At 67.1% G+C, this 25,389-nt stretch carries 26 protein-coding genes, 1 tRNA gene and 1 pseudogene; 11 read left to right on the top strand and 17 right to left on the bottom strand.

Annotation, left to right across the window (positions count from 1 at the left end):
* Positions 1-11: 11 nt before the first annotated feature.
* A tRNA-Thr gene (locus NS4_RS09820) sits at positions 12-87 on the top strand.
* 48 nt (positions 88-135) lie between these two features.
* On the opposite strand, the gene NS4_RS09815 is transcribed toward NS4_RS09820, so the two are convergent.
* From NS4_RS09815 to NS4_RS09795, 6 genes and pseudogenes are all read right to left on the bottom strand, one after another.
* Positions 136-1,377 carry a tyrosine-type recombinase/integrase gene (locus NS4_RS09815; protein ID WP_084487069.1) on the bottom strand — a complete coding sequence of 414 codons (1,242 nt, stop codon included), beginning with the start codon at positions 1,375-1,377 and terminating at the stop codon, positions 136-138.
* Positions 1,377-1,556 carry a helix-turn-helix domain-containing protein gene (locus NS4_RS31410; protein ID WP_084487068.1) on the bottom strand — a complete coding sequence of 60 codons (180 nt, stop codon included), beginning with the start codon at positions 1,554-1,556 and terminating at the stop codon, positions 1,377-1,379. The genes NS4_RS09815 and NS4_RS31410 overlap by 1 nt, the downstream gene beginning before the upstream one ends.
* A 165-nt stretch (positions 1,557-1,721) precedes the next feature.
* Positions 1,722-1,961 (bottom strand): annotated as a pseudogene (locus NS4_RS33860) (replication initiator); the annotation flags it as partial.
* Positions 1,962-2,116: 155 nt separating this feature from the next.
* Positions 2,117-2,950 carry a helix-turn-helix domain-containing protein gene (locus NS4_RS09805; RefSeq protein WP_063059218.1) on the bottom strand — a complete coding sequence of 278 codons (834 nt, stop codon included), beginning with the start codon at positions 2,948-2,950 and terminating at the stop codon, positions 2,117-2,119.
* Entirely contained in the window at positions 2,947-3,465 is a 519-nt protein-coding gene (locus NS4_RS09800; protein ID WP_063059217.1) for a DUF6879 family protein, read from the bottom strand. The genes NS4_RS09805 and NS4_RS09800 overlap by 4 nt, the downstream gene beginning before the upstream one ends.
* A complete protein-coding gene (locus tag NS4_RS09795) occupies positions 3,446-3,853 on the bottom strand; it encodes a hypothetical protein (protein ID WP_245665234.1) in 408 nt (135 codons plus the stop codon). Before NS4_RS09795 ends, NS4_RS09800 begins: the two co-directional genes overlap by 20 nt.
* Before the next feature lie 765 nt (positions 3,854-4,618).
* On the opposite strand from NS4_RS09795, the gene NS4_RS09785 reads away from it, so the two are divergent.
* On the top strand, positions 4,619-5,485 hold the full coding sequence (locus NS4_RS09785; RefSeq protein ID WP_157105978.1) for a hypothetical protein: 867 nt from the start codon (positions 4,619-4,621) through the stop codon (positions 5,483-5,485).
* A 93-nt stretch (positions 5,486-5,578) separates the two neighbouring features.
* Positions 5,579-6,244, top strand: a complete 666-nt coding sequence (locus NS4_RS09780) for an Rv1289 family protein (RefSeq protein WP_157105977.1) — start codon at positions 5,579-5,581, stop codon at positions 6,242-6,244.
* A 57-nt stretch (positions 6,245-6,301) separates the two neighbouring features.
* On the opposite strand, the gene NS4_RS09775 is transcribed toward NS4_RS09780, so the two are convergent.
* The 4 genes from NS4_RS09775 to NS4_RS09760 form a co-directional block, all read right to left on the bottom strand.
* Complete coding sequence (locus NS4_RS09775) at positions 6,302-6,496, bottom strand: helix-turn-helix domain-containing protein (protein WP_063059212.1); 195 nt, start codon at positions 6,494-6,496, stop codon at positions 6,302-6,304.
* A 353-nt stretch (positions 6,497-6,849) separates the two neighbouring features.
* Positions 6,850-7,290 (bottom strand): VOC family protein, encoded by a 441-nt coding sequence (locus NS4_RS09770; RefSeq protein WP_084487066.1) that lies wholly within the window; start codon positions 7,288-7,290, stop codon positions 6,850-6,852.
* 268 nt (positions 7,291-7,558) lie between these two features.
* Positions 7,559-7,765 (bottom strand): heavy-metal-associated domain-containing protein, encoded by a 207-nt coding sequence (locus NS4_RS09765; protein ID WP_063059210.1) that lies wholly within the window; start codon positions 7,763-7,765, stop codon positions 7,559-7,561.
* Between the two features lie 50 nt (positions 7,766-7,815).
* A complete protein-coding gene (locus tag NS4_RS09760) occupies positions 7,816-9,219 on the bottom strand; it encodes an MFS transporter (protein WP_063059209.1) in 1,404 nt (467 codons plus the stop codon).
* A gap of 195 nt (positions 9,220-9,414) precedes the next feature.
* Between NS4_RS09760 and NS4_RS09755 the strand changes: the two genes are divergently transcribed.
* The 3 genes from NS4_RS09755 to NS4_RS09745 all read left to right on the top strand — a co-directional run bounded on the left by NS4_RS09755 (position 9,415) and on the right by NS4_RS09745 (position 12,630).
* On the top strand, positions 9,415-10,269 hold the full coding sequence (locus NS4_RS09755) for a DUF8832 domain-containing protein (protein ID WP_063059208.1): 855 nt from the start codon (positions 9,415-9,417) through the stop codon (positions 10,267-10,269).
* A gap of 121 nt (positions 10,270-10,390) precedes the next feature.
* The gene (locus NS4_RS09750; RefSeq protein ID WP_084487065.1) at positions 10,391-11,782 is read left to right on the top strand and encodes an MFS transporter; all 1,392 of its coding nucleotides are present in this window, start codon (positions 10,391-10,393) and stop codon (positions 11,780-11,782) included.
* Between the two features lie 221 nt (positions 11,783-12,003).
* A complete protein-coding gene (locus tag NS4_RS09745) occupies positions 12,004-12,630 on the top strand; it encodes a hypothetical protein (RefSeq protein WP_157105976.1) in 627 nt (208 codons plus the stop codon).
* Between the two features lie 252 nt (positions 12,631-12,882).
* Here NS4_RS09745 and NS4_RS09740 read toward each other — a convergent pair whose 3' ends face one another.
* Positions 12,883-13,476, bottom strand: coding sequence for a TetR/AcrR family transcriptional regulator (locus tag NS4_RS09740; protein WP_063059206.1), 594 nt, complete (start codon positions 13,474-13,476; stop codon positions 12,883-12,885).
* 86 nt (positions 13,477-13,562) lie between these two features.
* Here NS4_RS09740 and NS4_RS09735 point away from each other — a divergent pair, with 86 nt between their 5' ends.
* Both NS4_RS09735 and NS4_RS09730 read left to right on the top strand, forming a co-directional pair.
* Positions 13,563-13,970, top strand: a complete 408-nt coding sequence (locus tag NS4_RS09735) for a DUF4267 domain-containing protein (RefSeq protein WP_245665232.1) — start codon at positions 13,563-13,565, stop codon at positions 13,968-13,970.
* A 55-nt stretch (positions 13,971-14,025) separates the two neighbouring features.
* On the top strand, positions 14,026-14,499 hold the full coding sequence (locus NS4_RS09730) for a hypothetical protein (RefSeq protein ID WP_063059205.1): 474 nt from the start codon (positions 14,026-14,028) through the stop codon (positions 14,497-14,499).
* Between the two features lie 224 nt (positions 14,500-14,723).
* Here the strand turns inward: NS4_RS09730 and NS4_RS09725 are convergent, their stop codons facing one another.
* On the bottom strand, positions 14,724-15,644 hold the full coding sequence (locus tag NS4_RS09725) for an NADP-dependent oxidoreductase (protein WP_063059204.1): 921 nt from the start codon (positions 15,642-15,644) through the stop codon (positions 14,724-14,726).
* A 141-nt stretch (positions 15,645-15,785) separates the two neighbouring features.
* Positions 15,786-16,838, bottom strand: coding sequence for an alpha/beta fold hydrolase (locus tag NS4_RS09720; protein WP_063059203.1), 1,053 nt, complete (start codon positions 16,836-16,838; stop codon positions 15,786-15,788).
* 264 nt (positions 16,839-17,102) lie between these two features.
* Here NS4_RS09720 and NS4_RS09715 point away from each other — a divergent pair, with 264 nt between their 5' ends.
* Positions 17,103-17,582 (top strand): DUF2752 domain-containing protein, encoded by a 480-nt coding sequence (locus tag NS4_RS09715; RefSeq protein WP_245665230.1) that lies wholly within the window; start codon positions 17,103-17,105, stop codon positions 17,580-17,582.
* Between the two features lie 14 nt (positions 17,583-17,596).
* Entirely contained in the window at positions 17,597-17,785 is a 189-nt protein-coding gene (locus NS4_RS09710; RefSeq protein ID WP_063059202.1) for a hypothetical protein, read from the top strand.
* On the opposite strand, the gene NS4_RS09705 is transcribed toward NS4_RS09710, so the two are convergent.
* From NS4_RS09705 to NS4_RS09690, 4 genes are all read right to left on the bottom strand, one after another.
* Entirely contained in the window at positions 17,770-19,125 is a 1,356-nt protein-coding gene (locus NS4_RS09705; RefSeq protein WP_063059201.1) for a M1 family metallopeptidase, read from the bottom strand. The genes NS4_RS09710 and NS4_RS09705 overlap by 16 nt on opposite strands.
* On the bottom strand, positions 19,125-23,045 hold the full coding sequence (locus tag NS4_RS09700; protein ID WP_063059200.1) for a Pls/PosA family non-ribosomal peptide synthetase: 3,921 nt from the start codon (positions 23,043-23,045) through the stop codon (positions 19,125-19,127). Before NS4_RS09700 ends, NS4_RS09705 begins: the two co-directional genes overlap by 1 nt.
* Positions 23,046-23,186: 141 nt before the next feature.
* Positions 23,187-23,747, bottom strand: coding sequence for a flavin reductase family protein (locus NS4_RS09695; protein ID WP_439955770.1), 561 nt, complete (start codon positions 23,745-23,747; stop codon positions 23,187-23,189).
* A 72-nt stretch (positions 23,748-23,819) separates the two neighbouring features.
* Complete coding sequence (locus NS4_RS09690) at positions 23,820-24,293, bottom strand: YbaK/EbsC family protein (protein WP_063059198.1); 474 nt, start codon at positions 24,291-24,293, stop codon at positions 23,820-23,822.
* Between the two features lie 138 nt (positions 24,294-24,431).
* Here NS4_RS09690 and NS4_RS09685 point away from each other — a divergent pair, with 138 nt between their 5' ends.
* Positions 24,432-25,253: a crotonase/enoyl-CoA hydratase family protein gene (locus NS4_RS09685; protein ID WP_063059197.1), complete on the top strand. Its 822-nt coding sequence runs from the start codon at positions 24,432-24,434 to the stop codon at positions 25,251-25,253.
* Positions 25,254-25,389 lie beyond the last annotated feature (136 nt).

Below are 25,389 nucleotides of genomic sequence, written 5' to 3'. Positions count from 1 at the left end.
CCGAAAGGCACGCCGCCTTAGCTCAGTCGGTAGAGCGCTTCACTCGTAATGAAAAGGTCAGGAGTTCGATTCTCCTAGGCGGCTCCACTTTTCCCCGGGGATTCCGGGGCCGTTGACACCAGTTTTTGACACCAGTCACGCCCCGGAGTCACCGAACAAGCTGTCCATGCCGGCGACGGCTTCCCGCTGTACCCGTTCGATGACCTCCATGTAGATGCTCGTGGTGGTCGTGATCGAGCTGTGCCGCAAGATCCGCTGGACAGTGGCCGGGTCGACCCCCTGAGCGAACAGCAGGGTTGCGCAGGAGTGGCGCAGATCATGCAGGCGAATCGGCCGGACGCCAGCCTTCCGGACCAGCTCGGTAAATGCGCGGTTGACGTTGCGCGGCTCCAACGGTGTGCCCTTGGCCGAGGTGAACACCAAGCCCAGCCGGTTCGCCTCCGACACCACCAGGTCGGCCAACTGGTCGCGGCGATGAAGCTTCAGGATCTCGAGAAGCTTGGGCGGCAGCGGCACCGTCCCTTCCGAACTCTCCGTCTTCACGTCGAACAGCCCCAGCTTGCCGTTGATCCGGTACAGCGCCTGGCGGATATCGACCATGCCCGCCTCCAGGTCGACGTCCACCCATCGCAGGCCGAGTGCTTCGCCACGACGCAGCCCGATCGCGAGAGCCACCGACCACAACGCGAACAACCGGTGCTCTCTGGTCGCCGCGAGGAACCGGGACGCCTCCGCATCGCTCCAGGGTTTCTCCTTCCGGATTCGTCCGGCCGGCATCTTGACCTGTTTCGCCACGTTGCGCGCCAGGATCTCGTCATCCACCGCGTCTTGCAGCGCTGCCCGCAGGACCCGGAGCACGGTCCGCAGAGTGCCGGCACTTGGAACCTGCCCACAGCAGGCCGCTGGAGACTTCGCACAGCACCGCGGCTTCGCCCGTTTGGCGTCCTTCTTCTGGGCGCAGCACTGGCACCGCGTCGCCGACTTGTTCAGCCAGTCCCGGATATGCCCGGCCTGCAACGTCTTGAGCTTGTACCGGCCGATTCCCGGCACCATGTACAGCCGCACGAGAGCTTCCCAGCTCATATACGTGGTCGGGCGAATCGACGGCTTGGCCACATCTGCCAACCAGCGTTCCAGGTATTGCCGAACGGTCATGGTCGTGACGTCGACCGGGATATTCCGCCGCTGCAACTCCTTGAGCCGGGTCCGCTCGTTGTCGACTTCTTCCCAGGTGGCCCCGTAGATCGTGATCCGCTTACGAGTGCCGTCGGGTGCGTCCACGAACAGACGCAGCTGATACCGGCCGTCCTTGCGCTGACTGATCGTGCCCGAGCCGTTCGGGTTCCGCTTCTTGCCCGCTGGCTTCTTCTCCGCCATCACGCCGCCTGATCGATCAGGTCGGACACGTAGGCGTCGAACGATTGCCGAACGATCCGGCGGGACCGGCCGATGGTGACCGACTGAACCTGCCCGGACCAGATCAGCTGATAGATGCTGTAGCGGGAGACCTGTAACACGTCTGCCGCCTGCTGCACCGTCATGAACTTCTCACTCACCGTTGCCCCCTCTCACGCTGCCTGTGGGATTGCCGAGATTCCGAGTGCTTCCGGTGGCCCGGCTTCGAGCAGGGCGCGGGTGTACTCGGCCCGCCATTTCGTGCGCTGGGCAATGGCGGCCATGATGATGTGATCCCGAGGCGGCACGTTCTTGTCGCCGGGCTTGACCAGGGAGAACCGCAGACCAGTGCGCTCGGGCTTCTCGATGCCTACGGCCGCGAGGAGTTGCCGGACGAATTCCGTGCGGTCGGCCTGGTGGTCGGGCAGCGTCTTGCCGGACCACTGCCGAGAGTTCGGCGTCCGCTTGCCGGGGATGCCGAGCAGGTCCCGGCGATGAGTCTTGCCCTTGCAGCGGCCGGGAACGGTCTTGTCGGTGGCGCCGACCGGGACGATGCCGTAACGCAGCCATACCGGGCAGCGTTTCGAGCACGGTATGTGCTGGAGCTCGGCGTGCCGGAAATGACATATCGGGGTTGACGCAATAGAGCGCGCTATTTTCGCTGGTGACGGGCTATCCGGGCCGTCCGGCGTCCATGGTGGGCCGGGTGGGTGCCAGGCCGTTACGTGGACGCTGAGCCGTTCATCGTGGCCGTGATCATCGCGCGGGCGTCCGCCCCGTGGACGGCCTGATCCTTCAGGCGATGAAAGGCTCTCTCGTACAGCGCTATCTCGCTCGGTTGAGTGATGGTGAGTTCGGCCGATACGGTCTCGACCTGCACCATACGGCTGTCGAACATGATGAAGTTGTTCGTGGGCGCTGTGTACCGGTGTGCCGACGGCACGATACCGAGCACCACACGGGGCAGAGACATCGCGGTGAGCAATCGGTCCATCTGCTCGACCATCAAGTCCGCGGTGCCCACGTGGGTGTGGAGAACCTGCTCCGCGAGGATGAAATAGAACCGGTGGTTGCCCCGGTACAGAACCTGCTGACGTTCGAGCCGGGCCGATAGGCTCGCGTCGATATCCGTCTCCGGCTCGTCGCAGAAATCGAGCACGGTTCGGAGGATCGCTTCGGCGTACGGCGGGGTCTGCAACAGGCCGGGCACGAGCACGGGTTCGTACCAGCGCATGAGGTTTGTCTTGGCCTCCGCCGCGATGGACTGTTTCTGGCGGTGTGGCAGTCGCATCCGCCGCCACTCGAGGTATGCCGTTTCGACGTTGCGCAGGTTGGCGATGAGGTCGGGCACCTGGTCGGCACGGTGGGTGTGGATGCACCACACGCGCACGTCGTCATCGGTCGGCGCTTGCTTGCCGTACTCGATCTTGGAAACTTTGGAAGGGGGCCAACCGGCAAGCTCGGAAAGTTGCCTGCCGGTCAGCCCCGCGTCCTTGCGGAGATTGCGGAGGCGCTCACCGAACGCCTCGCGCGCCTCTTTCGCGGTAGTGGTCACGCCCGGACGTAATCAGCGTGAGGAGTGGCTTTGTCCCACACTCGGCCCCACACCGCCCGAGCATGGTCGACTATCACCGGGTCGTGACTGATGCCCCAGCCGACGTATCGGCCCGATGGCTCGAACACGGTGAACGCGAGCGACCGGTCATCGATGAGCCAGAAATCATCCGTGGACAGCTCCGTCGGGTCGATCAGGTGCCGGGGGAGATACCGGATCTCCTCGCCGACAGCGATGTTCTGGTTCGCGACGACGAGACCCCACCGGGTGTAGTCGGTGTGTGGCTCGGTCACGACGCGGGCACGACGTACGGCCCGGCCGGTGCTGGTGACCTCGCGAATCAGGTTCCACCAGTCCGTGCCCCAGGCGTAATCGTCGGGCTCTCCGTCCAGGAACTTGCGGAACGGTTCGGCTTCCTCGGGCGTCTCGTACGTATCGAGCACTTCGAGGTGGTAGGCGCTGATCTCGCAGGACCGGAGAAGGTCGTCGATTTCCTCACCCTGTAGCAGTTGCATGTACCCAAACCTCCTGTCCTACGGGCACCTCGATGCTGGTCTCATGGTCCGGGGTGTTCATCTCGGCCAGCGCCCCGGCATCGGTGACCGGCGTACCCGCCAGGATGAACGTGCCCCGGCCGGTGTCCTCCAACGGTGCCCCGACGCACGTACCGGGGTGGGTGTGGGCAAGGAGACGGTGCGGTATCTCCACCCGGTCACCATGGCCCTGCACCTTCCATCCCTGCACGACGTACGTCCCCCGGTTCGTGGCGAAGAGTGTTGGGCTCCCGCCGTTCTGCGTGTTCTTGCCGAGGAACGTTAAGCGCAACGGTCTGTCTTCTATCGGTGCGTTTCGCACAATTTCTTCCATGCGATCGATGGTCGGGCACCAGTAGAAACTGGTCAACAAAAATCGTACCAGCGAGAAATTAGGAGAAATCCCTTACAGGCTTTCGCGTTTGGGTTCTTAGGTTCGTTCGCAATGGGCCGGGTGAGGTGTCCGCTCCTTCACCCGGCTCAGAGCCAACCGAAAGGGTCTGGGATGGCGCAGGAACAGTGCCGTGTCCGGTTGACGCTCGCCGGGCGGGAGTTCTCGTACCGAGCCGGAAGGCAAGCGGCCGGCCTCTACGCGCAGGATGTAGGCGCCTGGCTGGGTGTGCCGGTCGTGATCGATGACGGGGCGTACGACGATCTGCCCCCTCTGCCGTGCGAGTCGCTATGGTCGTGATCCTGCTCGCAACAGCGGTTCTTGCGTCGTTCGTCCTCGGGTTTCTGCTTGGCCGTCGTCGGCACCCGCCCGGTCGGCACAGTTTCGAATACCTCACCACACCCGCCGAAACCACCCTTGAGCTCCCGGCGGTCCGACCTCATCCACACCGCTCGGCATGGCCGCAGCGTCCAGTCAGAAGGAACTGATCCATCCGGGCGACCGATGACCGCCCATACCCCGCGAACAGGGTCGCCTAGTTTCGACGCTGGGCGGCTCTAACCGTTTCGGGTCATGTGGTGGTGGGGCCGACCCCGGCAGGTCGCCACGGAGTGGCTGGAAACGGCCCCACATCCGGGACGCAGAGCTGGGGGTGTGGCCGCCCAGCCAGGTTCGATGTCGGTGCTCCGTATTAGACTCGGCACCCTTCTGGGCGGCAGCCAATACACAGCGGTGAGGTGGTCGGTGATTCAAGAGTTGAATCCAGCGGCGGGATTGCATTCGATACTGCAGAAGATGTCGCAATCCGGAGCGGCGAGTGTTCAGAAGGGGTGGGAGAGTGTCCTTGGCGTGCAGTATGGGACGCCTGACTTCGCCCGACGACATGCAGAGGTTGTAGCACTTGTTGGCCGGATCTCCGATCGGCTGTACGCGATGCCCGAGGGTAACCCCACCCGTGAGCGGAACCTTCGGTACCTGCCTCACTGGTACAGCGCGGTCGTGTACTCCAACGGCTGGAATGCCCAAGGGCATCCTGCTCAGAACGTGATTAGTGTGGACCACCTTGATGATCTCGGGAACTTCTCGGACATCCTCGTCGGACGAGACCGAGATGCGGGCGACGGGATCTCTGACGATGCTATGGCTCGGCTTCGTGAGGGTCTCGCAAAATGGCGTGAATTGGTAGACGAATCGACCTTGCCCGGGCAACTGAGGGAGCAGATTCGTGGGCAAGTCGATCATCTCGAATGGCTGCTAACTGGCGTCGAGACCTTTGGGCCTCAGCCCGTGGTAGCCCGCACTGAAGAACTCGTAGGTACTGGCGTTACCGCATTGGCACTCATTCCCCGTTTGGCGAAGAAGGTCACTGAGGCGGTTGTGTACTGTACGGGTGCGCTCACGATCATTAATGGCGGTATGGCTGAGGGCAACGTGTTCTTGGAGCACCTGACCACAATGTCCGCGCAGATCGAGGAACTTACTAGTGGGGAGTCGCGTCCGCAGATCGAACAGAAACGACCGCAGGCGGAGCTACCCGCAGTCGGCGATGACAACGGACAAGCGGGGGATGTTGTCGATGCTGAGGTCGTCGATGAGCCACACGGTCCCTGACTGAAGCCCCACACCCGCGCGGGGCATGAAGCGGGTTTGGCCACTTTGAAAACTGCGCGACTCATGTCAGTCGGCTTAGATACGCTCACCTTCATGAAGGTTGGGGATTCGATCCGCCTGGCAATAGCAGACTTCGAGCGGGGGGAGTCTGAGGCCGCGATGCTGCACGCCTGCAACGCCATCGACGGGACGGCAAAAAAGGTCTACCCCGACATCAAGAGCGTGGGTCGTCGGTTCACCAAGCTAATCCGCGCGAACTACGACATCTTTGGCCTTATGGCCGTGCGCGGTGTGAACGTCGCTGAGACTCGGTGGCCGGTGCGTATCCAGTCGACACTGGGCAAGAACGAGTGGCCAGACACTGCCGACCTAATCTACTTCGTTCACCGGTGCGTTCAGGGCCACGGTGACGAGTTGCCGGACGGTTTCGAGCTGGGCATTCGAGAGGCGGAACTGATAAGCGAGATGCATGTCGAGGAAGGCAAGGTCCGCCTACCGTGGAACACCATCTTCGGGCTAATCGCGGTTGCCGTCGTGCAGAGGGTCAACATTGGTCAGCGGGTGCCAGAGGGCTACTACCTGAACTGGGGTGTCCCTCAGATTCGTTTCGAGATCAATGAGTGGTGGGGCAGGAAGGACGACCTTCGGGCGCAGCTCGCGACGCAACACACACCATTGGTAACGATGAACTGGGGTGATTGGACGGCGAACCCACCCTCCGGCCCCACACCCAACGCGGGGTATGGGGCCGGGGTGTAGCCGGGCTGGTTACTCGGCCGGGGGTGTGGTCGCTTCCGCCTTGGCCGCTGCGCGTTCCTACGCCCACTTCGTGAACCGGGTCTTCATCGGGCCGACATCTTTCGCGGTGAACACGTACCGCTTGCCGGACCCGACCGCCGTGTAGTCGGCCGACGCCCGGAGGAACACACGCAGCGTCTTCGGGTCGGTGCCGAGCGCCTCGGCTACCTGGCGGGTGGTGAGCGGTTCGGTGGCGGTGGCCTTCGTGGTCATGATTCCGGGGTCCTTTCGATCGGGTGGAAGGACCGTAAGAGACCCAGTGCTGACGTCTGCCGAATCTGTAGGAAGCCGTGACCTTCGACCGGCGGGAGTATGTGCCGCGTGTGTGCACACATGCCGGATAACGGACCGGCACGGGGAGGACGGAAACCGGGGTCTACCTGCGCGCGACGGGACAGGCGGGGTACATCGGATCACTGCCGAGCACGGTTTCTAGCTTGCTCGTAATGAAAAGGTCAGGAGTTCGATTCTCCTAGGCGGCTCCAGGTCAGAGGCCCTTTCCGGGCAGCCGGGAAGGGCCTTCGTCGTATCCTGTACGAGCGGGTTATGCCGCAACAACGAACCTTTCAGCTGAGCTGTTCGGCCAATCCGACGATGATGTTCTCGGGGCCGCGGACGTAACAGAGCCGGTAGATGTTCTCGTATTGCACCACCTCGCCGACGAGTTCGGCGCCGTGGTTGCGCAGGCGGTCGATGACGTCGTCGATATCGTCGACGGCGAACATGATGCGACGGATACCCAGCGTGTTCGCCGGCGCGTCTTTCGGTTCGGGGGTGATGGCCTTCGGTTTGTGGAACTTGGCCAGCTCGATCCGGCCGGGACCGTCCGGGATCCGCAGCATGGCGACATCCTGCCGGACGTCGTCGAGCCCGATGACGCGCTCCGCCCCGCGCCACTCGAGTGGCCCTCTGCCCTCCAGCTCCATGCCGAGCTCGACGAAGAACGCGATGACGGCGTCCAGATCCTCGACCACTATCAGGACGTTATCCATGCGTTGAATGGACATGTCAGGACTCCTCTGGTGTAGTGCGGCGACGAGGCCCGCGTCTGCCTCTGGGGCGGAGCCGGCAAGTCATTATCGATATCCCCGGCTTCATCGCTTCGGCGACATGGGAGCGCTCGTCGTCGGCGCGGGGTCGACGGTGACGCACAACGGAGTGTTCACGCCTCGTGGCGGCAACGGATGCCGATGTTCTGCCTGTGTGCCCGTAGCACTGAACAACCCGGTGCCACCCATCCGTGTCGCGCGGATGGCACCGGGTTGTTGCCCGTGTTCACTCGGCGAGGCGGAAACCTGCCTCCTGGACCGCGGCGGCGACCGCGTCTCGGCGGACCGGCTCCGTGGCGGTGATGGTGACCAGACCTCCGGCCACATCCACGTCGACTGTCCGGACGCCCGCGATCCGGCCGACCTTGTCGCGTACCTTGCCGGCGCAGCACCCGCAGGTCATTCCGGTGACGTTGAGCGTTGTCGTGTTCATCTCACTGCTTTCTCTGTTGTCGAATGGATTTCGGTGGTCGTGCCGACCGGCTACGACGCCGGTTCGGTACGGCGCATGGTCGCCGCCGTGACGGCTGCGCCGGTGAGGGCGATGCCGGCCGCGCCGATGAATGCCGCCGAGAACCCGTTGGTGAGGTCCGGCAGACTGTCGATGCGGTCGGCACCGAAGGCGGCGGCGACCGCGGTCATGGCCGCCAGGCCCAGTGCGGAGCCGACCTGGTAGCTCACATTGACGATGCCCGAGGCCAGGCCGCCCTCCTCGGGGCGAGCCGCGGAGATGGCGGTGCCCAGTGACGGTACGAAGGCCAGTGACATCCCGGCGGCCGCGACCAGCGAGGCCGGCAGGACGTCCACCCAGAAGTTCCCGGTCGGACGCACCAGCGACATGATCCCCAGACCCAGTCCGAGCACGGTCAGCCCGGCCACGGTCATCGGTTTGGCGCCGAACCGCTGCATGGCGCGGGGCGCCAGCACGATCATGCCGAGCATGATCAGGGTGGTCATCGGCAGTAGGGCAGAGCCGGCGGGGAAGGCGCTGTAGCCGAGTACCTGCTGCAGGTACAGGTTCAGGAAGAACCACATCGGCACCCAGGCCGCGCCGAGCAACAGCTGGGCGATATTGGCGGCGGCGAGGTTCGGTGCGGTGAAGATGCCGAGGCGCATCAGCGGTTCCCGGCGCCGCGCCTGGATCAGTACGAAGGCGGCGAGCAGCGCGGCGGCCGCGGCCAGGACACTCCACGTCTGTCCTGATGTCCAGCCGACCTCCGGCGCTCGGACGATGCCGTAGACTGCCGCGGCGAGACCGGCGGTGACCGTCACCGAGCCGAGCAGATCGACGGAACCGGAACGGGCCGGCGCATCGGGCATGAGCGCGGGGACCGCGAGCAGGGCCAGCAGTGCGATCGGGATGTTGATGTAGAAGACCCAGGGCCAGCTGATGTATTCGGTGATGACGCCGCCGAGGAAGACTCCGGCGGTGCCACCGGCCGGGGCTGCCGCGCCGTAGACGGCCAGCGCCTTGGTCAGTTCTCCGGGTGCCGAGCCGAACAACATCATCAGCAAGGTCAGCGCGGAGGGGGCGATCAGGGCGGCACCGCCACCCTGGATCGCGCGCCCGGCCAGTTCGATCGCGATATTGCCCGCCGCGCCCGCGATGACCGAACCTGCGAGCAGGACCGTCCATCCGGCGGCGAACACCCGCCGCGCACCGAGCAGATCCGACAATCGCCCGCCGAGCAGCAGCAACCCGCCGAAGGCGATGACGTAGGCGTTGAATACCCAGGTGAGGTTCTCCTGGGAGAACCCGAGATCGGCCTGCATCTTCGGCAGAGCGATCCCGATGATCGATGTGTCCATGATGACCATGAACTGAGCGGCGGCGATGACCGCCAGCGCCCACCACTTCCGCGTGGTGGTCCGCGTCTGCGTACTCATGACATTTCCCGTCCTTCCGGTACCGCTTCGGAGCGCCTACCATACCCCCCTAGGGTATGGATCGGTCAATAGGAAGCATGGACGATGACCGCATTCGACCCGCTTCCGCTGGGCCGGCCTATTACATGTTGCATATACCCCAGGGGGGTATTATCTTCGTCTGTGTCACCACAACACGATCGGAAGGCCGCGACAATGACCACTCGGACTCATGCCCATCACCATGGCGAGCACGCCGCCCATGCCGGTCACGCCGAACACGGGCACCACGCCGGGCACACGGCGCCGGCCGCCCACGCCGGGCACAGCAATCACGCCGCGCACGACGGCGCGGCGTCGGGCGGCCTCCAGATCACCCAGGACGGGTACACCTTGGAGTTGGCGGAGCCGATCACCGGTGCGGGCGAGATCGACCTCCGGTTCCGCGTGCTCGGTCCGGACGGGAAACCGGTCACCGATTACGCCGCCCTGCACGACCGCAAGCTGCACCTCATCGTGGTGCGGCGCGAACTGACCGGGTTCTGGCACGTTCACCCCGAGCTGGACGCCGACGGCACCTGGTCGGTGCGGCTGAACCTTCCGGAGGCGGGTGCCTACCGCGTGTTCGCCGATATCGCCCCGCGCGCGCTCGGCAAGACACTTACCCTCGGTGCGGACCTTGCGGTGGCGGGTCGGTACGCCCCGCAACCGGTACCGGCGGCCGCGCGCACCGCGATCGTGGACGGCTACGAGGTGAGCCTCGACGGCGATCTCGTGCCCGGCGAAGGCCGCCTGCTCACGCTCACCGTGCGCAAGGACGGCGCGCAGGTCACCGATTTGCAGCCCTACCTGGCCGCCTACGGCCATCTGGTGATCCTGCGCGCCGGTGATCTGGCCTATATCCACGTGCATCCGAACGGCGAGCCCGGCGACGGAGTGACCGCGCCCGGTCCGGACGTCACCTTCCACACCGCCGTACCCGGACCCGGCACCTACCGCCTGTTCCTGGATTTCCGGCACGGCGATGTGGTGCGTACCGCTGCCTTCACCCTGCCCACCGTCACCCACTGATCACGTCGGCGGGTGGGCGCGCGGCGCGCCCACCCGCCGACGGCGAAGGAGTCCGACATGTGCGAGTGCTGTTGTCGAACCACCCGCGGCCCACCCGAACTCGCCCGAGGAAGTATTCACGATGCGCTCCGCGCCCATGACCCGCTCACTGCTGCGCAACCACGACTATCTGCGCCTGTTCACCGCCCAGGTGACCGGCCTGTTCGGCACCGGATTAACCACCGTCGCACTGGGGTTGCTCGCCTACGAACTCGCCGGGGCGGCCGCTGCCGCCGTACTCGGCGCCGCCCTGACCATCAAGATGGTGGTCTACGTGACGGTCGCTCCGATCGTGGGCGCCTATGCCGACCGCCTCCCTCGCCGACTGTTCCTGGTGGCACTGCAGCTGATCCGCGCCGGCGTCGTGCTCGCCCTGCCGTTCATCGATCAGATCTGGCAGGTCTATGTGCTGATCGCCGTACTGCAGACCGCTTCCGCCGCCTACACCCCGACCTATCAGGCGGTCATTCCCGACATCCTGCCCGATGAGCGCGAATACACGCGTGCCCTGTCGGCGGCCCAGCTGGCCGCGACCATGGAGACCCTGTTGAGTCCGATGCTGGCCGCCGTCGCACTGACCGTGTTGAGCTTCCACTGGTTGTTCGTCGGTACCGCGATGGGCTTCGCCGTCTCGGCCGCGCTGGTGATCACCACCCACATCCCGAACGTGACCGCCGCGACCGAGGGTTCCTTCCGCGAACGGATCACGGTCGGACTGCGCATTTTCGCGGGCACACCGCGACTGCGCGGCCTGCTCGGGTTGAATCTCGTCGTCGCGGCCGCCGGATCCGTGGTGATGGTCAATACGGTCAACTACGTCCGCGACGTCCTCGGTGGCACCCAGTCCGGTGTCGCGCTGCTACTGGCAGCCAACGGGTTCGGGACCATGCTCATCGCCCTGTCGCTTCCCCGAGTCCTCGATCGTGTGGGTGCGCGACCGGTCATGCTCACCGGCGCGGTGACCCTGCTCGCCGCACTCGGATCGGCCGTCGCCCTGTCGTTCGCCGACTCCGGTGACTGGCGCAGGACCGCCGCCATTGCGGTATGGGCCGGTATCGGTGCGGGTACCGCGGCGATACTGACACCCATCGGACAGGTGCTGCGCCGCTCGTCCCGGTCTGCCGACCGTCCCGCGCTGTTCGCGGCCCAGTTCTCGCTCTCGCACCTGGCGTGGCTGCTCACCTACCCGATCGCCGGATGGCTGGCCACCGCTGTCGGATTCACCACGACCTGGGTGGTTCTCGCCGCGCTGGGGTCGGCGGGAATGGTTGGGGCACTGCGGATGTGGCCCCGGCACGACCCGGAGGTACTGACCCACCTGCACAAGGTCGGCACTATCGACCCGGCGCGCCTCGCCGACGCCGTACTCGTGGGCGATGGCTACTACCGGCACACCCACGCCTACGTCATCGACGAGGAACATCCCCGTTGGCCGACGACACCACGGCGGCTGGTCGGTACCGCCGCAGCTTGAGCATCCACCGAACCGCGTCATCCGGCGGGCACCCGAGTTCCGGGTGCCCGCCGCTGCGTCGGCCCACTGCCCGGCACGGGCGGGCGAGAGAACGCTGGAGAGGGATGGGTGGTCCTCCGCGGGAGTACCTGGGTGCGTAGATAATTGGATCGAGAAGATCTCCGGCCGGGAAGTCTTCGGGGGACTCCGCTGCGTGCGAAAACCGAGTGTCGGAGAATGTGATGATCGATATCGTCGGATCCGCTGCATGCCAAGGCACGCGTGTGGTGTGCGACCCATGGATTCCGTTGGATATCGAGTGGCTCCCGACTCCTCGGGACCAGCCGCTCTATGTGCGGATCTCCGGTCGGCGGGGTGGGGAGATAGAGCTGAAGGCCGATTCGCGGACCGGTGCGCTTGTGCAAGCTGTAGTGCTGGTATCGCCCCCGGTCTTCGGGGCCGGCGGCGCCGGCGAGCCCACCACGATGGACGAGGGGCTGTCGCCCCTTTTGGCGAAATCCCTGTGGCGCAGCGGCTCCGAGGTCGACCGTGATCCGCAGGCAGGGGAAACCGTCTGGTTATCAGCGGACCTGAGATTCCACATCGACGAGCATTTCGCTTGCCTTCGGCTTGCGGATACCGCAGCCACTTCTCATCTCCGGAGCGGCACCGTGGTTGTGGGTGTCTCGGCGGCCGGGTATCTGGTCGACATCTGTTCGTATGGCCCCAGGGCCTACGAATCGTATGCGGAATTACCCGACCAGCGGTCCGTGGAGCAGCGAGGCGACGGCACGGGGATCGCCCCGGGAAGGGCACTCGCCAACCGTATGCGAGCTCTTCTGCATCACCGGCGAGGGGAAAAAAGATGAGCCGGCGGCGGGGTGCCGCCAGGAGCGGTCGGCCCCGCCCCGCACCGGCCCGGGTGAATCACGGCAGCCGGCGAGCGGATGTCGGATCGGCGCTGATCTGTGCTGTTGGCGCGGCGATGCCGGGAGCCGCGCCGGTCGGCGTTGCGCTCGTCCCCGGACAAGCGTGCGCCGGCGGTGAAGCAGGGTGCGGTGCCGCTGGTGCTCGGGTGATCCGGGCGCTCACCGGTCGAGCGGCGTGGCCGCGGATCGCGCTTACCGCGCAGAGCCGGCCGGTCCGTCCTGTTCCAGCAACCGGCGCAGAATCGTCAGCCGTTCTTCGCGCAGGCCCGGGCGCAACCGGCCACCGCGTTCGAGAGTGGCCAGGCCGTGCAGCGCGCTCCAGCCGGTTTCGGTGAAGGTTTCCACATCGTGCTCTCCGGCGAACGGACTCAGCACGGCGACGAGTTCGGCGAACGCGTCGCGCAGGGATTGCGGGGCCTCGGGGCCGAATTGCAGATCGGTGGACATGGAGAACATCGCTTCGTAGACGGCGGGCCGCTCGGCCGCGAATTCGAGATAGGTATGCGCAAGCGCGGCGAGTGCGTCGGAATCGGTGGGGGCGGCGGTCCTGGCGCGGTGCAGTGCCGTGGCGAGTTCGGTGATTCCGTCCTCGGCGACGGCCGTGACAATGGCGCGTTTACCGGTGAAGTGGCTGTACAGCACCGGTTGGCTGTATTCGATGCGATCTGCCAGTTTGCGGACGGTCACCGCGTCCCAGCCCTCGGTCTCCGCCAGCTCGCGTGCGGTCTCGATGATCAGCCGATGGCGTTCCGCCCGTTCCCGTTCCCGCCTGTTCTGCACACTCATACCGAAATTCTAGCACCGCTAGACAAGATAGCCAGGGTAGGTTAGTGTTGCTCTAGCAAATAGCACTGCTAGATTTTGGAGCAATCGTGATCACCACTCGGCGTCTCGCCACCGCACTGTCGCTACTCGGGGCGGCGTTCATCCTCTACATCGGGATCAGCTATCTGATCGCTCCCGAATCGATCGCCACCGGCTTCGGGCTGCCCGAGTGGCCCACCGGTGATGCCGCGGCGTTCATGAACCTCAAAGGCGTACGCGACACAGCCAGCGGGATCATGATCCTCGCGCTGCTGGCCGTCGGGCAGCGTTTCGCGCTGGGGGTCGTCATGCTCGTCGTGGCGTTGATCCCGATCGGCGATATGACCACAGTGCTGGCCTACCACGGCTCCGCGGCGGCCGCCTTCGGGATCCACGGCCTCACGGCACTCCTCGTCGGCATCACCGGGTTGCTGCTCATCCGCGAGTCCGCGGCATCCGCCCCGACGCCGGCGTAATCGCCGGATACCGACCCACCACCAGCTGTAACCCGTAAGACACCAGGAGCCCGCCATGTCCGTATCCATCCAGATCCTCGCCGCCGTCGCGGTTCTCACCAATGCCGTCGTCTACGGCACCGATGTCTTGGCCGCGCTGGTCATGCGATCGGTCTACCGCCGGCTCGACGACACCACCATGACCCTCAGCGCGGGGTGGGGGCATTACTACGCAGACCTGCGTATGCCGCCGGTCGGAATCACCGGAGTGCTGACGGCGTCGGCGGCCGCGGTGATCGCCGCCCTGACCGGCGCTGCCGGTGCCGCTGTTTCGGCGGGGCTCGCGGTACTGGCCCTCGTTGTCTGGCTCGTCCTCTATGCGCGGATCGCCAAACCGATCAACGCGGCACAGAAGGCCGCCGCTCGATCCGGCGTGATCCCGCCGAATGCGCGTGCGCTGCAGGAGCGCTGGGACAGCATCATCTACCCCCGGGTCATCCTGCAGACCCTCGCTCTGGTCGCGTTGATCGTCACCTTGGTCCTCGCTTGAACGCGACGTTTCCGGGTGGCCGGGTGGGACGGATGTCCCCCCGGCCGTTCGCGTCTGCCGGCGGGAATGGCCGGACCGGTCACCTGCAGGCCGGTTCGATTCCCGCGAGTGCCGGCTCGACGAATGCCCGCGTCGGAATCTCCAGCGCGGCGCACGGTGTGTGTGGTTGCGGCATATCCGGGGAGCGCTCGCCGTTCTCGAACCGTTGCACAGTCCTGACGGCGTCAGAGCACGATGACGTTCTTGCCCCGGGTATGGCCCGACTGGCCCGCGGCGAAGGCGTCGGCGACTTCCTCCAGGGAGAAGGTCGCCGCGACCGGGACCACCAGGTTGCCCTCGGCGGCGAGATCGGCCAGGCGCTGGGTCTGGGCGCCGTCCGGACGGACCCACACCGCGTGGCCGCCGTGTTCGGTCACCGAACCGTCGGCGATCGAGGCATGCCGCCCGTTCTTCGCCAGAACGGCCAGTGTCGTATCGAGCTGGCCGCCGACGAAATCGGCCACCGCTTGCACACCGTCCGGGGCGAGTTCGCGAATGCGTTCGATCACGCCCTCCCCGTAGGCCACCGGTTCGGCGCCGAGTTCGCGCAGGAAATCGTGATTACCTTCGGAGGCGGTACCCAGGACGCGGGCGCCGCGAGCCCGCGCGATCTGGACGCCCAGGCTGCCCACACCGCCGGCCGCGGCATGGATCAGCACGGTGTCCTCGGCGGTGACCCGGAGAAGATCGAGGGTGCGCAGCGCGGTACCGCCGGCCAGCGGCAGCGCACCGGCCTGCTCCCAGGGCAGATCCGCCGGTTTGCGGGCCACCCGAGCCGCCGGGACGGCGACCAGTTCGGCGAAGGTGCCATCCTGCAGGACGTCTTTGCGGGCGTAGGCCAGCACTTCGTCGCCGACCTCGAATTCCGGGGTGTCCGTGCCCTTGCCCACCACAATCCCGGCGACGTCCCAGCCCGGGATCACCGGGAAGTGCGCATCGATCAAGCCGTCCAGTGCACCCGACATCAGCTTCCAGTCGACCGGGTTCACCCCGGCCGCGCGCACCTCGATCAGTACCGAACCCGGGAAAACTTTGGGTTTCGGCAGGTCACGCACCCGGATATCGCTGTTGTCGGTGGTATACCGGTCGTAGGTCGCTGCGCGCATAGTCCAGTCCTATCGGTTGCGTTCGTCATTGCGTGCAACGACGCGCCGCAAGCGGTATTCCGGTCTTCGCGAGTAGGGGGCCGGCGAATGCGGAGGGTCCACCGAGCCGGGCGACACTGACCGGACTCGGGGACTTCCCGCTCAGCCCGCGGCCGCGGACCGGGGGCTGGTGCGGTTCAGGATGGCGGTCAGCTCGTTGTTGAAATGGTCGATCCGCTCGATATTGCCCAGGTGGCCGGTGGGCCAGACCTGGTAATCGGGCGGGTGACCGGCCTCGATCATGGTGTCGGCAATGAGACGCGACATCCGTTCGGGCAGCAGGCGGTCGTAGCGGCCGGCGATGATCGTGGTGGGCACGGTCAGATTCGCCGCGGCCGCTCCGAGCTGCAGATCCGCCAGGATCGCAGCATGCCGGCCGCGAGCCAGCGGACGGCACGAACGCACGATGTTCAGGGCGAATTCGGCCTGTTCGTTGGTGGCGCCGCGGGCCATGATGCGTTCTTTCAGGATCTCGCGGGCTGCCCAACCACCGGGCAGGGGAAGGGGTGTGGTGAGCAGGGACTCGGCGACGATCATCGGCAGCCGGATCGGCGACCCGAGCAGGCTCAGCGGCTGGCTTCCCAGGCTGAGCGGCTTGTTCAGCAGCGGTAGCAGATCGGTGTCGTAACGGATATTGCCCGAGGTGGTGTTGGCCAGTACGACCCCGCGGGCTTGCCGCTCCACCTGGCCGGGATGGCGAGCGGCCCAGGCCTGCAGGGTGATACCGCCCATGCTGTGCCCGACCAGCAGGGCCTGCTCACCCGGCCGCAGGGTCGCGTCGAGGACGGCGGCGAGATCGTCGGCGAGGCTGCGGTCGCCCAGCGGTGCGCGACCGAGGGTGCTGTCGCCGTGGCCGCGCTGGTCGTAGGCGATCACGCGGTAGCGGTCGGCGAAGGCGTTGATCTGGGGGTGCCAGTACTCGATACAGCAGCTCCAGCCGTGGATGAGCACGATCGGCTCGGCATCGGCGGGACCGTAGGAGTGCACTCGCAGGCGGGCGCCGTCGGCAGTGGTGACGGAAACGACCTCGGGATGGGCGGCCGGCGCGTTGTAGTGGGCCGTCCGGAATCGGCGCGCGCGCAACGTCGCTCGGTACGGGGCGGTCAGCGCGCCTTGATGCGCCTGCGACAGCGCCGTTATCGATTTCACCAGCATCAGAACACTCCTTTGTGCCTGCTGACACGGTAACCCTGCAAGCTGGGTGCTTACAAGAGCAAGCGCAGTTCCGGTTCTCCTCGTCCGGGATGTGTTGCTTGTCCCGAATATCGGTGCGGCACGGGGCGCTGTTAGCTCAGGGGTGCCCATTCTCCGGATGATCTATGCCTGTTCGACGCAACCAGGGCCGGTATAAATGCAACCGGAGCAAGCACCTCCGGTGGTTGTGGCGTCAACCCGTGGGCCGCGACTACCGTGAAGGTCGTGAACGACTCGGACGCAGCCGACCCGCGCGAGCTGGTGGGCCAACGGGTTCCGGAAGCGGCCGGGCCGGACAGCGGTGCACGATGGCGCGGGCTGCTGCTGCCCGCGGCGGCGGCCACCGTAGGGGCGGCGGCGGTGCTGTTGCTGCACGTCCGGGACCCGCATATCGAGGGCGCGTACGGGCTGTGCCCGGTCTATGCCCTGTTCGGTGTGTACTGCCCGGGTTGCGGGGGTATGCGCGCAGTACACAACCTGACCGAGGGACATATCGTCGATTCCCTGCACAGCAACCTGCTGGCGCTGCCGGTACTGACGCTCTACGCGTTGTGGGTGGTTGATTGGGCGATCCGCGCATGGCGGGGTGAAGGACCACGTCTGCCGGGGATCAGCAGCCTCACGATGTGGACGCTGCTCGGCTCGATCGCCGTCTACACCGTGGTGCGCAACACCCCCTGGGGCACCTGGCTGACGCCGGTCTGACAGACGAGGTTCGAATGCGCGATTCACTCAAGGACCGGATACGCGACAAATTGCTGCGGCAACTGACCGAAGACGGCCCGGTGGGCGCCGAACCCGAGGATCCACGGCTCATCTCGGTGGTCGCCGACCTCGAGGCGCTGAACAGCGTCGCCGAGGACGACCCGCTCGTCGAACAACTCGCGGGCCGCTACCTGGTGTTCTGACCCGCGCTCCCGCCGAGCGGCGGCAGCTGCGGGAGCGGTTCGGCATAGAGCCACTGCTGCCACAGCGGCTGCATGGGCATGACGCTGTAGTGGCCGACCAGGTCGGTGAACTCCTCGGTGGAGACCGAGGCGTGCCGGTGGCGGGCGGTCCACTCGCGGATGAGCCGGAAGAACGCGGTATCGCCCAGCTCCAGCCGCAACGCGTGGAGCGTGAGGGCGCCGCGTTTGTAGACGCGGTCGTCGAACATCAGCTCGGGGCCCGGATCACCGACCACGATGTTCTGGGGTTCCCGGCGCAGGGTGTGCCAGGCCGCGCGGGCGAGCTGATCGGCGCTGGGCCCGTGCGCGGCCTCCGACCAGATCCACTCCGCGTAGCAGGCGAAACCCTCGTGCAACCAGATATCGCACCAATGCCGGATGGTGAGGCTGTTACCGAACCACTGGTGGGCGAGTTCGTGCGCGACCAGGCGTTCGGCCCCGCGGCGACCGTCGCAGTGGTTGGCGCCGAATACGGATATACCCTGCGCCTCGATCGGGATCTCGAGTTCGTCCTCGGTGACCACGACCGAATAGCTCTGGAACGGATACGGGCCGAACAGCTCGCTGAACACCGACATCATCTCGGGTTGCCGGGCGAAATCGTGGTCGAAGGCCGCGCGCAGCGACGCCGGTATCACCGCGTGGATCGGGACGGGCGTGCGCCGGTCGGTGAGCTGGTGTCTGCGGTAGCGCCCGATCTGCACAGTGGCCAGGTAGCTCGCCATCGGCTCGGTCTGTTCGTAGACCCAGGTGGTCTGACCGGCTTTGGTCTGCTTACCGGCCAGTTCGCCGTTGGCGAGGGTGAAGTACGGGGTATCGGTGGTGATGGAGATCCGGTAGCTCGCCTTGGAACTGGGATGGTCGTCGCAGGGAAACCAGGACGCGGCGCCGTTGGGCTGGCTGGCCACCAGCGCCCCCTCGGTGAGCTCTTCCCAGCCGACCTCGCCCCAGGGTCCACGTACCGGTTTCGGCGCGCCGGCGTACTGCACGACCAGTTGCAGGATCCCGCCCGCGGGTATCCGCTCACGCGGGGTGACGGTGAGCTTGCCGCGCTGGTGGGTGTACTTACCGGCTTTGCCGCCGTTGACCAGCACCTTCGACACCGCGAGGGCTTGTGACAGGTCGAGCGAGAAGCGTGGGCGCTCGGCGGTGGTGACGGCGGTGATCTCGGCCCGCCCCGCGAGCCGGTTACTGGACACCTTGTAGTTCAGGTCCAGTTCGTACCGCGATACCCGATAGCCCCTGTTCCCGTTCTGCGGTAGATAGTCGTCGATGGGGGCGTCGTAGAACCTGCTCCCCATCAGCTGTCGGTGTCCTCGTCGGATTCGGGGCCGGCCGCCGGCCCGGCCCAGGGGGCGATGGGGTTGCCCCACCATCTGGTGGAGGCCGGTACGGAATCGCCGCGCATCACCAGCGACGCGGGGCCCACGGTGGCGGCCGCGCCGAGAGTGGCGGCGGGCAGGGCGACGCAGTGCGGCCCGAGGGTGGCGCCGGGCTCCAGGGTCACGGTGTCCATGGCCATGATGCGGTCGTGGAACAGGTGGGTCTGCACCACGCAGCCGCGTTCCACGGTCGCGCCGTCACCGAGTGTCACCAGGTCTGCCTCCGGAAGCCAATAGGATTCGCACCATACCCCGCGGCCGATTTTCGCGCCGAGCGCGCGCAACCAGAGGTTCAGTACGGGCGTACCGGTCGCCGCGCGGGCGAACCACGGTGCCGCGACGGTTTCCACGAACGCGTCCGATACCTCGTTACGCCAGACGAACGAACTCCACAGCGGATGCTCACCGGCCCGGATCCGCCCGACCAGCACCCATTTCGCGGTGACCGCGCTCGCACAGGCCACCGCTCCCGCGACCATCAGCACCACCCCGGACAGCACTGCGGCGGCCGGATAGCCGAAACGGCCGGCCAGCCGGGCCAGCGCCAGCAGGACCCCGAGACCGATGGCGAAGGTCACCACGACCGCGGCGAGGCGGCAGGTTTCGAACGCACTCCGGAAGACACGCAGCCGCAGCGGCGGATCGAAGGTGCGGTCGGTATCGGCGGTACCCGCGGCCCGGCGCAACCGGACCGGCGGGCTGCCCAGCCACGACGAGCCGGCCTTCGCCTTGCTCGGCGCTGCCGACAGCACCGCGACAAGTCCGTTCTTCGGTACCCGCCGACCGGGCGCGGCCATCCCGGAATTGCCGAGGAACGCGCGTTTGCCGACCTTGGCCTCGCCGATGCGCAGCCAGCCCCCGCCGAGCTCGTAACCGGCGACCATGGTGTCATCGGCCAGGAAGGCGCCGTCGGCGACGGTGGTGAACTTGGGCAGCAGCAGCACCGTGGACGCCTCGACCCGTTTGCCGACCTTCGCGCCCAGCAGACGCAGCCAGATCGGAGTGAGCAGCGAGGCGTAGAGCGGGAACAGGAAAGTGCGGGCGGAGTCCAGCAGGCGTTCGGTGACCCAGACCTGCCAGCCGACCCGGCTACGCACCGGATGATAGCCCTCGGTGAGTCCGATACCGAGCAGCCGGACCGCGATGACGGTCGCGACCGCGTAGACCACCAGGCTGAACACAGTGGCGACCGGCAGCCACAGGAAGGCGGGCAGCACGGCGCCCGCGAAATCCACGGTGTCCCGGATACCCCAGGCGATCACGGCCAGACCCGCCGCGAGCCCGAACAGCGGCAGCGCTCCCAACGCCAGCGAACCGATCCCGAAGGCCAAAACCCAGTGCACGGCTCGCTCCGGCGTCTGCGCGGGCCAGCGGTGGCGGGCCTTCCCGACCTTCACTGCCGGTGAACCGGCCCATTCCTGACCGGCTTTGACCTTGCCCGACACCGCCGAACCCGCCGCGATCACGGCGTCGCGGCCGATCCGGGTTCCGGGCAGCAGCACGGACCGGGCGCCCACCACCGCGCCCCGGCCGACGACGATGGAACCGATGTGCACGGTATCGCCGTCGATCCAGTAGCCGGACAGGTCGACCTCGGGTTCGACACTGCAACCGTCGCCTAGTTCGAGCATGCCGGTGACCGGAGGCAGCGTGTGCAGATCGACGCCCTTGCCCACCTTCGCGCCGAGGGCCCGGGCGAAGGGGACCATCCACGGCGCTCCGGAGAGGTTCTCCGCCCCGCTGGCCTCCGAGAGTCGGACCGCCGCCCACAGCCGCAGGTGTACCGAACCGCCGCGTGGATAACTGCCCGGCCGCACACCCGCGAGTAGTGCTCGGGCGCCCACCACACAGATCGCCATCCGGCCGAGCGGGGTGATGAAGATCAGGAAGAGCAGTGCGGTCCACCACCAGGACAGGCGCGGCAACCAGGGCAGCAGCTCGAACCATGCGGCGACCCCCGATACGACAGCCAGCCAGGTGACCCACTGCAGGCCGGTCAGCGTTGTCAGAGCGACAGTGGCCGGCACCTGGATCCACTGCGCCGACGGTGGGGTGGGGCGGACCGGACGCACCGGCGCGACAGCGGCCGGGGCGCTCTGGTCGAGCAGTTCGGTGAGCGCGCCGAGGCGGGGGTGGTCGTACACATCGGCCACCGTGACCTGCGGGTACCGCGCGCGCAGCCCGGTGACCAGCTGCGCCGCCGACAGCGAACCGCCGCCGAGGGCGAAGAAATCGGCGTCGGCGCCGGTGATCTCGGCGCCGAGGACATCGGTCCACAATTGCGCGACCCAGGCGGCGGTGCCGGTGAGCCCGTGGTCGATTCCGCTGTCGGCATCGGCGAGGGGCCAGGGCAGCGCGTTGCGGTCGACCTTGCCCGAGGTGCGGGTAGGCAATTCCGGGACGATGGCCAGCCGGGGGATCAGCGGGGCCGGGAGCTGCCCGGCGAGCCGGGTGCGGGCGGCGGCCAGATCGTAGTCCTCGCCGACACCGGTGAGATAGCCGATCAGGACCGGCGCACCGGTCGCCGTGGTCCGGACCGCGGCGGCCGCGCCGCTGACTCCGGGCAGGTGTTGTAGCGCGTTGTCGATCTCGCCGAGTTCGATCCGGCGGCCGCCGATCTTCACCTGGTCGTCGGCCCGGCCGAGGAAGATCAGCCCGGCCTCCTCGTTGCGGACCAGGTCGCCGCTGCGGTAGGCGCGGTCCCAGCCCACGGTGTGCAGGGGTGCGTACTTCTCGGCATCCTTGGCCGGATCGAGGTAGCGGGCCAGCCCGACCCCGCCGATCACCAGTTCACCGGTCTCGCCTTCGCCGACCGGTACACCGTCGGCGTCGACCACCACCAGATCCCAGCCGTCCAGCGGGAGACCGATCCGCACCGGCCCGGTGCCGTCCAGCAGCGCGGCGCAGGCGACCACGGTGGCCTCGGTAGGACCGTAGGTGTTCCACACCTCGCGGTCGGGATCGGCGAGCCGTTCGGCCAGCTCCGGCGGCACCGCCTCACCCCCGAAGATGAACAATCGGACCGATTCCAGAGCCTCGGCGGGCCAGGTCGCCGCCAGGGTCGGCACGGTGGAGACCACGGTGATGCCCTGCCGGACCAGCCACGGCCCGAGATCGGCGCCGGTACGGACCAGCGCGCGCGGCGCGGGCACCAGGCAGGCGCCGTGTCGCCAGGCCAGCCACATCTCCTCACAGGAGGCATCGAAAGCGACCGAGAGGCCGGCCAGGACGCGGTCGCCCGGTCCCAGCGGAGCATCCCGGAGAAACATGCGGGCTTCGGCGTCGACGAAAGCCGCCGCGTTGCGATGGGTCACCGCGACACCCTTGGGAGTGCCCGTGGAACCCGAGGTGAAAATGATCCAGGCATAGTCGTCCACCGTGGGCACCTGGCCGGGTTTCCCATGGCCGGCTTCGCGGGTTTCCGCCGGATCCGGGCGTCCGGCTACCGGGCGGATGCCGTCGGCCGTCGCCACGGCCGTCACCCGGGCCTCGGCGAAGACCAGTTCGGCTCGCTCCTCGGGATCGTCGGCGTCCACCGGGACGTAGGCCGCGCCGGCGTGCAATACCGCCAGAATCGTCAGGTAGAGCTCCCAGGTGCCCGAGGGCATCCGCACCCCCACCCGGTCGCCGCGACCCACCCCGGCGGCGGCCAGGTCCCGGACCGAACACTCGATCTCGGCGCGCAGTTCGGCGTAGGTCAGCGTGCGGTCCGACGTGGCGATCGCGGGGGCGTCGGGATATTCGGCGGCCGTTTCGGCGACGATATCGACCAGGGTGCGCGCCGGCGGCGCGGCCTCGGCCCGCCGTAGCGCGCTCTCCGCATCCACCTGCGTCCGCATGTGTCCGGCCCACCTTCCATCGCCCAGCCGACGGACTGGTTCTCTCATACGAGGGTTACCGCAGGGCAAACAGCGGTCGACCGGGTGAACAGATTACTCGGCGACGGGTAACACCCGATGTCGGCAGGGCGGGCCGGGCAGCTACTCCACGTCGTCGGTGAGCAGGGTCGGCCGGTAGTACCGGCCGTTGTAATAGAGCAGCGGAGCCGCGGACGCTTCGTCGCCGGTGTCGTCGTGCACCCGGACCACCCGGCCGACCACGAAGGTGTGATCACCGATCGGGATGAGCTGCTCCACGGTGGTGCGCAGCCACAGCGGGGTGCCGTGCAGGACCGGCTCGCCGGTGTCCAGGGCACTCCACAGGGCGGGATCGCTGAACCGGTGTGCGGCGGTCCGGGCGAAGCGCTGGGCCAGATGACGCTGATGCTCGCCGAGGAAATGGATCACCACGGACTCGGCGGCGGTCAATGCCTCCAGGCTGGAGGACGTGTGGCTGATGTTGAACGAGACGAGCGGCGGGTCCAGGGACAGCGAGGCGAACGAGGTCGCCGTGAAACCGACCGGGCCGGCGGCCGAGCCGAGCGTCACGATGGTGACCCCGGCCGGGTAGTGGCGCATCGAGGCGCGGTACTGCTCGGCGGTGATACCGCTGAGGTCGTCGGGGATCCGGATTCCGGTCTCGGGCCGTGGTACTTCGGTCACCTCGCCGACGCTACGCCCGGAACGGCCCGCTGCAGCGGGCCGGTCCACTGGCCGGGAAGGCGGTGAGTGAGGTCAGTCCAGGTCGAGGGACAGCCCCGCGGTGATCCGCAACAACTCGGTGTAGGAGGTGCGGAAGACGGTCCCCGGGCTGCCGCCGGCAGCCCACAGTTCACGGTGACCCGACAGACGCGAATCCACCCAGGTGGGCAGATTCGCCGGATGACCGATGGGCGCCACACTGCCCGGCAGTTGCCCGGTGTAGCGCACCACCAGATGAGGCGGTGCGGGAATCAGCGCGCCCTCGAGGCGCGCGCCGGTACGTTCCGGGTCCACCGGGTGCGCCGCCGAGACCAGCAGCAGGATCGGCTCGTCTCCGAGTAGGAAGACCTCCGAATGCACAAGCGCCCCGAGTTCCACCTCCATCGCCTCGGCGGTCTCCGCGGGACCGGTCGCCGATTCCGGCGCGGTGACGATCAGCCCGTGGTGGCCACGGGCGATCAATGTATCCGAGACCCGGCAGGTTATCTGTGGAAGCGACCTGCGCATGGGCACAGGGTAGAGCGATACGCAGAGTCGCGCGCGGCTTTCCCGCGCACTGGAGGGGCTCCTTCGACCCCGCACGATTCCGCGAACCCGGGCCGGAGCCGCTGCCCGGCGCCCGCCGCGCCCCCTTAGGCTGGGCAGATGACAGATTGGCAGGCTTTCACCGTCGAAACCGACGATCACGTCGCCCGGGTGACCCTCACCGGGCCGGGTAAAGGTAATGCGATGGGCCCGGATTTCTGGCGGGAGCTGCCGGAGATCTTCCACGGCCTCGACGCCGACCCCGGGATCCGGGCCGTCGTGCTCACCGGCTCCGGGAAGAATTTCTCCTACGGCCTGGATCTGCCCGCGATGAGCGGCACCTTCGGCCCGCTGATGGCCGACCGCGCGCTGGCCGCCCCGCGGACCGATTTCCTCGCCGATATCCGGCGCCTGCAGGCCTCGATCACCGCCGTCGCCGAATGCCGCAAACCGGTGATCGCCGCGGTGTCCGGCTGGTGCATCGGCGGCGGCCTGGACCTGATCGCCGCCGCCGATATCCGCTACGCCAGCGCGGAAGCGAAGTTCAGCCTGCGAGAGGCGAAGGTCGCCATCGTGGCCGACGTGGGCTCGCTACAGCGCCTGCCCGGCATCATCGCGGAGGGCCACCTGCGCGAGCTGGCCTTCACGGCCAAGGACATCGACGCCGCTCGCGCGGAGAAGATCGGCCTGGTCAACGATGTCTTCGCCGACCAGGAGGCCGCGTTGGAAGCAGCGCACGCCACCGCACGCGATATCGCCGCGAACCCGCCGCTGGTGGTACAGGGCGTGAAAGACGTACTCGGACAGCGGAATGCCGCCGCCGTAGCCGAAGGCCTGCGCTACGTCTCGGCCTGGAACGCCGCCTTCCTACCGTCCGAGGACCTGACAGAGGCTATTCAGGCGGTCTTCGAGAAGCGGACCCCGGAATACAAGGGCCGCTGAACCCTGTGACCTCGGCGGTGCTCGACCGTTTGGGCCTCACTGCGCGCGGCTGCTCGCGGGACCCGATGCGAGGTCGCCCCGAGCGATCGAGTCGGCATGCGAACCTCGACGTCGAATGCCGACGTAACTCCCTGCG

The organism is Nocardia sienata NBRC 100364 (assembly GCF_001613205.1).
Lineage (GTDB): Bacteria > Actinomycetota > Actinomycetes > Mycobacteriales > Mycobacteriaceae > Nocardia > Nocardia sienata.
Note: the sequence above shows the minus strand (reverse complement) of the source record. Positions and strands in the feature narration are given on the sequence as shown.

What these genes read in the sequence shown, in the direction of transcription:
- NS4_RS09815 (WP_084487069.1), bottom strand. Translation starts at nt 1,377, where the DNA reads ATGGCGGAGAAGAAGCCAGCGGGCAAGAAGCGGAACCCGAACGGCTCG.
- NS4_RS09800 (WP_063059217.1), bottom strand. Translation starts at nt 3,465, where the DNA reads ATGCAACTGCTACAGGGTGAGGAAATCGACGACCTTCTCCGGTCCTGC.
- NS4_RS09780 (WP_157105977.1), top strand. Translation starts at nt 5,579, where the DNA reads ATGAAGGTTGGGGATTCGATCCGCCTGGCAATAGCAGACTTCGAGCGG.
- NS4_RS09775 (WP_063059212.1), bottom strand. Translation starts at nt 6,496, where the DNA reads ATGACCACGAAGGCCACCGCCACCGAACCGCTCACCACCCGCCAGGTA.
- NS4_RS09770 (WP_084487066.1), bottom strand. Translation starts at nt 7,290, where the DNA reads ATGTCCATTCAACGCATGGATAACGTCCTGATAGTGGTCGAGGATCTG.
- NS4_RS09765 (WP_063059210.1), bottom strand. Translation starts at nt 7,765, where the DNA reads ATGAACACGACAACGCTCAACGTCACCGGAATGACCTGCGGGTGCTGC.
- NS4_RS09760 (WP_063059209.1), bottom strand. Translation starts at nt 9,219, where the DNA reads ATGAGTACGCAGACGCGGACCACCACGCGGAAGTGGTGGGCGCTGGCG.
- NS4_RS09755 (WP_063059208.1), top strand. Translation starts at nt 9,415, where the DNA reads ATGACCACTCGGACTCATGCCCATCACCATGGCGAGCACGCCGCCCAT.
- NS4_RS09750 (WP_084487065.1), top strand. Translation starts at nt 10,391, where the DNA reads ATGCGCTCCGCGCCCATGACCCGCTCACTGCTGCGCAACCACGACTAT.
- NS4_RS09745 (WP_157105976.1), top strand. Translation starts at nt 12,004, where the DNA reads ATGATCGATATCGTCGGATCCGCTGCATGCCAAGGCACGCGTGTGGTG.
- NS4_RS09740 (WP_063059206.1), bottom strand. Translation starts at nt 13,476, where the DNA reads ATGAGTGTGCAGAACAGGCGGGAACGGGAACGGGCGGAACGCCATCGG.
- NS4_RS09730 (WP_063059205.1), top strand. Translation starts at nt 14,026, where the DNA reads ATGTCCGTATCCATCCAGATCCTCGCCGCCGTCGCGGTTCTCACCAAT.
- NS4_RS09725 (WP_063059204.1), bottom strand. Translation starts at nt 15,644, where the DNA reads ATGCGCGCAGCGACCTACGACCGGTATACCACCGACAACAGCGATATC.
- NS4_RS09720 (WP_063059203.1), bottom strand. Translation starts at nt 16,838, where the DNA reads ATGCTGGTGAAATCGATAACGGCGCTGTCGCAGGCGCATCAAGGCGCG.
- NS4_RS09710 (WP_063059202.1), top strand. Translation starts at nt 17,597, where the DNA reads ATGCGCGATTCACTCAAGGACCGGATACGCGACAAATTGCTGCGGCAA.
- NS4_RS09705 (WP_063059201.1), bottom strand. Translation starts at nt 19,125, where the DNA reads ATGGGGAGCAGGTTCTACGACGCCCCCATCGACGACTATCTACCGCAG.
- NS4_RS09700 (WP_063059200.1), bottom strand. Translation starts at nt 23,045, where the DNA reads ATGCGGACGCAGGTGGATGCGGAGAGCGCGCTACGGCGGGCCGAGGCC.
- NS4_RS09690 (WP_063059198.1), bottom strand. Translation starts at nt 24,293, where the DNA reads ATGCGCAGGTCGCTTCCACAGATAACCTGCCGGGTCTCGGATACATTG.
- NS4_RS09685 (WP_063059197.1), top strand. Translation starts at nt 24,432, where the DNA reads ATGACAGATTGGCAGGCTTTCACCGTCGAAACCGACGATCACGTCGCC.